Origin of the sequence: Streptomyces sp. B1866 (genome assembly GCF_031932565.1) — a bacterium.
GTDB lineage: Bacteria > Actinomycetota > Actinomycetes > Streptomycetales > Streptomycetaceae > Streptomyces.
On sequence record NZ_JAVSCF010000320.1, the window covers coordinates 1 to 6,402 of the forward strand.

The following is a 6,402-nucleotide window of genomic DNA, read 5'->3' on the forward strand; positions in this document are numbered from 1 at the left end:
CCGGCCGCGGGCACCGGCTGGCGCGGCACGGCGGCCTGCACCGGGCCGCCGGGAGAGGTACCCGAGGACGGCCCGCCCGGCCGGGACCGCGTGCGCTGAGAGCCGGGCACGCGTGCGGTGAGCGGCCCTCGTGGACGAAGCCGTCCGCAAGGCCCTCGGTGCGGAGGACGCGGTGGACGGTCGAGCCGTCCGGGCCCGCCGCCCTCGCCAGGGCGCCGGGGGCCGGGCACCGGCCCGCCGGGCCGTGCGAAGACCTGCCGGGCGCCGGAGACCGGCTCCGCGTGCCCGCTGCCGCCCGGCGGACCCTCGCGCCCCGCGGCGCCTCGCCGGCCTGCCCCCGTGTCGCCCGTGTCCCCCACCCGCGAAGCCCTCCCAGCGCGCGCCGACCCCTGCGCAAGGAGTGAACGCCTGGGACGCGCCCCCGATTCCCCGCTTCGCGGAGCGTTCGAAAAACCCGCGCGGCCGCCCACGCGGGGCGGCCGCGGGAGTGCGCGGCGGGCGGCGGCGGACCGCCGGGGGCCTACTTGCCGGTCTCCTTCTCGTAGGCCTTGATGACCTCGTCGGTGGGGCCGTCCATCAGCAGCTCGCCCTTCTCCAGCCACAGCACCCGGTCGCAGGTGTCCCGGATGGACTTGTTGTTGTGGCTGACCAGGAAGACGGTGCCGGCCTGCTTGCGCAGCTCGCGGATGCGGTCCTCCGAGCGCTTCTGGAACTTCCGGTCGCCGGTGGCCAGCGCCTCGTCGATCATCAGCACGTCGTGGTCCTTGGCCGCCGCGATGGAGAAGCGCAGCCGGGCCGCCATGCCGGAGGAATAGGTGCGCATGGGCAGCGTGATGAAGTCGCCCTTCTCGTTGATACCCGAGAAGTCCACGATCTCCTGGTAGCGGGCGCGGACCTGCTCCCGGGACATGCCCATGGCAAGCCCGCCGAGGATCACGTTCCGCTCACCGGTCAGGTCGTTCATCAGCGCCGCGTTCACCCCGAGCAGCGAGGGCTGCCCGTCGGTGTAGACCTTGCCGCGCTCGGGCGGCAGCAGCCCGGCGATGGCCCGCAGCAGGGTGGACTTGCCGGAGCCGTTGGAGCCGATAAGGCCGATGGCCTCGCCGCGGTACGCCACGAAGCTCACGCCCCTTACGGCGTGCACCTCGCGCAGACCGGGCGGGTTGCGGCGGCGCAGTATGCGGGACAGCGCCGCGGTGGCGCTGCCCCTGCCCCGCGAGCCGCCGTTGACCCGGTAGACGATGTGCACGTCGTCGGCGATGACGGTGGGCACCCGCGAGCCCGCCGGTGCGGTCTGCTGGGCGGGCTTGACGATGGTCTGCTCAGCCACGGCCGTAACTCTCCTCCGCCTTCCAGAAGTACACGAAGCCGCCGACGGCCGCCAGCACGGACCAGCCGAGCGCGAGCAGCCAGACGTGGTCCGGCAGGCTCGACGCCGGGTAGTCGTCGATCAGGGCGTAGCGCATCAGGTCGATGTAGACCGACGCCGGGTTGGCCAGCAGCACGTCGTCCAGCCAGACCGGCGCCTCGGGGTGCTTGTCGAGCATGCCGCGGATGCTGTACATGACACCCGAGGTGTACATCCAGGTGCGCAGCAGGAAGGGCATGAGCTGCGCCAGGTCCGGCGTGTTGCTGCCCATCCGGGCCATGATCAGCGACAGGCCGGTGTTGAAGGCGAACTGGAGCGTCAGCGCGGGGATCACCATCAGCCAGGCCATGCTCGGGAAGTGCCCGAAGCCCGCGAGCACGATCACCAGCACGATCATGGAGAAGAGCAGCTGCTGGAGCTGCTGGAGCGCGAAGGAGACGGGCAGCGCGGCGCGCGGGAAGTGCAGGGCGCGCACCAGGCCCAGGTTCCCGGAGATCGCCCGCACCCCGGCCAGCGCCGAGCTCTGGGTGAAGGTGAAGACGAAGATCCCGGTCACCAGGAACGGGATGTACATGTCATTGGGCATGTCCCCGCGGCCGTTCATCAGCAGGCCGAAGATGAGGAAGTACACGAGCGCGTTGAGCAGCGGCGTCGCCACCTGCCACACCTGGCCGAGCTTCGCCTGGCTGTACTGGGCGGTGAGCTTGGCCTGCGAGAAGGCCAGGATGAAGTGGCGCCGCTCCCACAGCTGCCGGATGTACGCGCCGAGGCCCACCCGGGCTCCGCTCACCGACAGGCCGTACTTGGCCGCCAGCTCGGCGGGGGTCAGCCCGTCGTCGGGCGATGGCGGGGCACTCATGGCGACCGCACCGTCGTGCGTAGTCTCGCTCACAGTTGACACTTTCGTCTTCGTCCTCGAAATGCGCTGCGCCGCCGTGGCCGGATCGCGCTCGGCGCTTGTCGATCCGAGCTTGTCAGATGACGGGAGGCCGGCCCAGTCGGGTCAGGCGCCATACCGTACGCCACTTCATGGGGCTGCGGGGACCACAGGGCGTGTTCCAGCCTTCGCGGAAGCCGCCGAACCAGGCGCGCAGGGCGGTGCGGGACGGGCGCCTGGCCAGGGTGAGCAGCAGCCAGACGCCGGGATAGACGGGGACGAGGGGGCCGGGGAGGTTGCGGCGGGCCAGCCAGACCCGGTTGCGGGCGACCATGCGGTGGTAGATCGCGTGCCGGCTGGGCGCGGTGGCCGGGTGGTGCAGCACCAGATCCGACCGGTAGTCGATCATCCAGCCCGCGTCCAGCGCCCGCCAGGCCAGGTCGGTCTCCTCGTGGGCGTAGAAGAAGGCGTCCGGCAGGCCGCCGACCTGCCGGAAGACGGCGGTGCGCACCGCGTTCGCGCCGCCGAGGAAGGTGGTCACCCGCGAGGAGCGCAGCGGGTCGGAGGCGCGCAGCCGGGGCACGTGGCGGCGCTGGGTGGCCCCGGTCTCCGGGTCGGCGATGCGGAAGCTGATGATGCCCAGGCGCGGGTCGGCGGCGAAGGCGGCCCGGCACCGCTCGGCGGTGTCGGTGTTGGGCAGCAGCCCGTCGTCGTCCAGGAACAGCAGGGCGTCGACCTCCCGGCCGCCGGGCCCGAAGGCGGCGACGCCGGCGTTGCGCCCGGCCGGGATGCCGACGTTCTCCGGCAGCTCCACGGTGCGCACCGGCATGGGGAAGCCGGTCAGCGTCGGCAGCGGGGTGCCGTTGCCGACGACCACGACCTCCACCGGGTCGCCGTCCTGCTTGCCGATCGTCTCCAGCAGGGCACGCAGCTGGGCCGGGCGGTCGCCCATGGTGAGCACCACCGCGCCCAGGCGCAGGGCGGCGGCGGTCACGTCAGCCTGCTCGACGCCAGGACGGACACCAGGTGCGCCGCGGTCTGCGCGACCGCGACGGCGGCCAGCACGGCCACGCCGAGCCGGGTGGCCGCCAGGTCGCCGCGCGGCCCGTCGGCCGCGGCGGCGGCCAGGACGAGCAGCGACGCCTCCACCGCGCCGACCAGCCGGTGGACCTTCAGCGCGGCCGCGGCCCGGCGGGCCAGCGCCAGGCGCCGGGAGCGGGGCACGGCCGCGGCGTCGGCTACGGGCGGCAGGCCGCTACGGGCCCGCGCCACGTCCACCAGGTCGGTTTCGGCCTTGATCAGGATCGCGCCGAGCGCGGCCAGCGCGCCGAGGAACGCCCACTCCCACCGCGCGGCGGGGCCCGCGCGGTGCCAGACGTCGGCGGCGCGCAGGCCGAAGCCGGTGAGCAGGGCCGCCTCGGCCAGGTAGTGGCCGACCCGGTCGAGGTAGACGCCGGTGACCGAGGTCTGCCGGCGCCAGCGCGCCACCTCGCCGTCGACGCAGTCCAGCAGCAGGTAGACCTGGACCAGGGCGGCGCCGAGCAGCGCGCCGGCCGGGCCGGGCACCAGCAGCGCCGCGCCGGCCAGCACGCCGGCGGCGATCATCAGGCCGGTGAGCTGGTTGGCGGTGATCCGGGTGCCCACCAGGTACCGGTCGCAGCGCAGCGACACCTCCCGCATGTACAGCCGCCCGGCCCAGTGCTCGCCGCTGCGCCGGTCGCGTACGCCCGCGGGGTGCACGACCGGCCGCAGCTCGGCCACGGTCGGCCGGGGCCGTGCGGCCCCGGCCGGGGCGGTCCCGTCCGGCCGGGCTCCTGACGGTTCAGCTAGTGACGGTTTTGGCATAGTCGGCGTAGGCGTCCCTGATCGCGTCGGTGGGCAGGGCCAGGTGTTCGAGGATCGTGTAGCGGCCGGGCCGGGTCTGCGGCGCGAACTGCACGGCCCGGACGAACTCCTCCTCGCTGAATCCGATCTCGTGCGCCAGCACGGGCAGGCCGTGCCGCCGCAGCACCTCGGCCATCAGCGCGCACGCGTCGTACGCGCCGCGCAGGTGTATGGCGAAGGCGGCGCCGAGGCCGACCTGCTCGCCGTGCGCCGCGGCGCGCCGGGGGTAGAGCAGGTCGAAGGCGTGGCAGATCTCGTGGCAGGCGCCGGAGGCCGGGCGGCTGTCGCCGCTGATCGACATGGCGATGCCGGTGAGCACCAGGCCCTCGGACAGCACGGTGAGGAAGTCGTCGTCGCCGCAGCCGCCGGGGTGGCGCAGCACGGACTCGCCCGCGGTGCGGGCCATGGCGGCGGCCAGGCCGTCGATGGGCTCGCCGGTCTTGTGGTGGGACAGCTCCCAGTCGGCCACGGCGGAGAGGTTGGAGACGGCGTCCCCGATGCCGGAGCGTACGTACCGGATCGGCGCCTCGCGGATCACGTCGAGGTCGATGACCAGGGCGATCGGCGAGGGCACGCCGTAGGAGCCGCGGCCGTTGTCGTTGTCCAGCGTGGACACCGGCGAGCAGATCCCGTCGTGCGAGAGGTTCGTGGCGACGGCGACCATCGGCAGGCCCACCCGGGCCGCCGCGTACTTCGTCACGTCGATGATCTTGCCGCCGCCCAGGCCGACCACCGCCTCGTACCGCTTGCCGCGCATCGCGTCGGCGAGCCGGACGGCGGTGTCCAGGGTGCCGCCCTCGACGGGGTACCAGTCGGCGCCGGGCAGCTCGGCGGCGAAGCGGTCGCGCAGCCGGAGGCCGGAGCCGCCGCTGATGGCGATGGCGAGCTTGCCGGAGCTGGAGACCCGCTGGTCGGCCAGCAGCCCCGCCAGGCCGTCCAGCGCGCCGGCGCCGATGACCACGACGACCGGGGACGGGATGAGGCGGGTCAGCACCGGCATGCGATCTCCCGCCCGCGCGCCAGGTCCTCGTGGTCGTCGATCTCCACCCAGGCGACGTCGCCGATCGGCGCGGTGTCGACCGGGAGGCCGCGGTCGACCAGCTCCTGGTAGCCGTCCTCGTAGTACAGGCCCGGGTCGCGCTCGTAGGTGGCGCGCAGCGCGTCCGCGAGGTCCGCGGCGGCCTCCGGTTCGACGAGGGTGACGCCGATGTACTCGCCGGTGGCGTCGGCCGGGTCCATCAGCTTGGTGATCCGGCGCACACCGCGGCCGGGCTCGGTGCGCACCTTCATCTCCTCCTCGCCGAGCTTCTTGGCCGCGTCGAGGGCGAGGATGATCCGCCGGCCCTCGCCGCGCGCGGCGAGCAGGGTGCGCTCGACGGAGTCGGGGTGGACCGTGTCGCCGTTGGCGAGGATCACGCCCCGGGGCAGCAGGTCGCGGGCGCACCACAGGGAGTAGGCGTTGTTCCACTCCTCGGCCTTGTCGTTGTCGACCAGGGTCAGCCGCACGCCGTGCCGGCGCTCCAGGGCCGCCTTGCGCTCGTATACGGCCTCCTTGCGGTAGCCGACGACGATCGCGGCCTCGGTCAGGCCGACCCGCGCGAAGTTGCGCAGGGTGAGGTCGAGCACGGTGACGCTGCCCGCGCCGTCCGGATCCAGCGGCACCAGGGCCTTGGGGAGGGTGTCCGTGTAGGGGCGCAGGCGCCGTCCCGCGCCTGCTGCCAGCACGAGGCCGATCATGCGGGTTCTCCTGATTCGTCTGATTCGTCGAGTGCGCGGGGCGTCGCCGGGGACGCCCAGAAGCGGACGCTCTCGGCCAGCACCGTGAGCGTGAGGGCCCCGGCGAGAGCCGTCAGGGCGAGGGGGAAGGCGGGGCCGCGGCCGTGGGTGAGGGCGGCGGCGGCCGCGACCGCCAGGGTGCGGCCCTCCGGTCCGCCGGCCGCCCAGGCCAGGCGCCGGGAGGGCGCGGGGAGGCCGCCGCGGACGCGGTAGACGGTGTCGTAGTGGTGGTACGCGGCGGCTGCCACGAACCCGAAGGCGGCGGGCAGGGCCCCGCTCACCCCGGTACGCGCCGCTATCGCCAGGACCGCGGCGTACTCCCCCGCCCGCAGCAGCGGCGGCACCAGCCAGTCCAGCGGCCCGGTGGGCGGGCCGGCCGTGGCCAGGCCCGCCAGGAGGGCGTAGCCGAGGGCGGCGAGCACCGGCCACGGGCCGCCGGCCGGGGCGCGCAGCGCGGTGGCCGCGGTCAGGGCGGCGCCGAGCAGCGCGGCCGCGG

The 6,402-nt window shown here is 74.4% G+C and carries 7 protein-coding genes; all 7 read right to left on the reverse strand.

All coding sequences use genetic code 11. The annotated features are described in order from the left end of the window. Positions 1–520 precede the first annotated feature (520 nt). Complete coding sequence (locus RKE29_RS26960) at positions 521–1,330, reverse strand: ABC transporter ATP-binding protein (protein ID WP_312008272.1); 810 nt, start codon at positions 1,328–1,330, stop codon at positions 521–523. After that, positions 1,323–2,261, reverse strand: a complete 939-nt coding sequence (locus RKE29_RS26965; RefSeq protein WP_312008273.1) for an ABC transporter permease — start codon at positions 2,259–2,261, stop codon at positions 1,323–1,325. The genes RKE29_RS26960 and RKE29_RS26965 overlap by 8 nt, the downstream gene beginning before the upstream one ends. A gap of 82 nt (positions 2,262–2,343) precedes the next feature. Further along, positions 2,344–3,240, reverse strand: a complete 897-nt coding sequence (locus RKE29_RS26970) for a glycosyltransferase (RefSeq protein WP_312008274.1) — start codon at positions 3,238–3,240, stop codon at positions 2,344–2,346. Continuing rightward, complete coding sequence (locus tag RKE29_RS26975) at positions 3,237–4,007, reverse strand: CDP-alcohol phosphatidyltransferase family protein (protein ID WP_312008275.1); 771 nt, start codon at positions 4,005–4,007, stop codon at positions 3,237–3,239. Before RKE29_RS26975 ends, RKE29_RS26970 begins: the two co-directional genes overlap by 4 nt. Positions 4,008–4,068: 61 nt before the next feature. Continuing rightward, on the reverse strand, positions 4,069–5,130 hold the full coding sequence (locus tag RKE29_RS26980) for an iron-containing alcohol dehydrogenase family protein (protein ID WP_312008276.1): 1,062 nt from the start codon (positions 5,128–5,130) through the stop codon (positions 4,069–4,071). Continuing rightward, positions 5,118–5,867 (reverse strand): phosphocholine cytidylyltransferase family protein, encoded by a 750-nt coding sequence (locus tag RKE29_RS26985; protein ID WP_312008277.1) that lies wholly within the window; start codon positions 5,865–5,867, stop codon positions 5,118–5,120. Before RKE29_RS26985 ends, RKE29_RS26980 begins: the two co-directional genes overlap by 13 nt. Then, the coding region (locus tag RKE29_RS26990; RefSeq protein ID WP_312008279.1) for a DUF5941 domain-containing protein at positions 5,864–6,402 on the reverse strand (539 nt) is incomplete at its 5' end. The genes RKE29_RS26990 and RKE29_RS26985, both read right to left, overlap by 4 nt.

What these genes read in the sequence shown, in the direction of transcription:
- RKE29_RS26980 (WP_312008276.1), bottom strand. Translation starts at nt 5,130, where the DNA reads ATGCCGGTGCTGACCCGCCTCATCCCGTCCCCGGTCGTCGTGGTCATC.
- RKE29_RS26985 (WP_312008277.1), bottom strand. Translation starts at nt 5,867, where the DNA reads ATGATCGGCCTCGTGCTGGCAGCAGGCGCGGGACGGCGCCTGCGCCCC.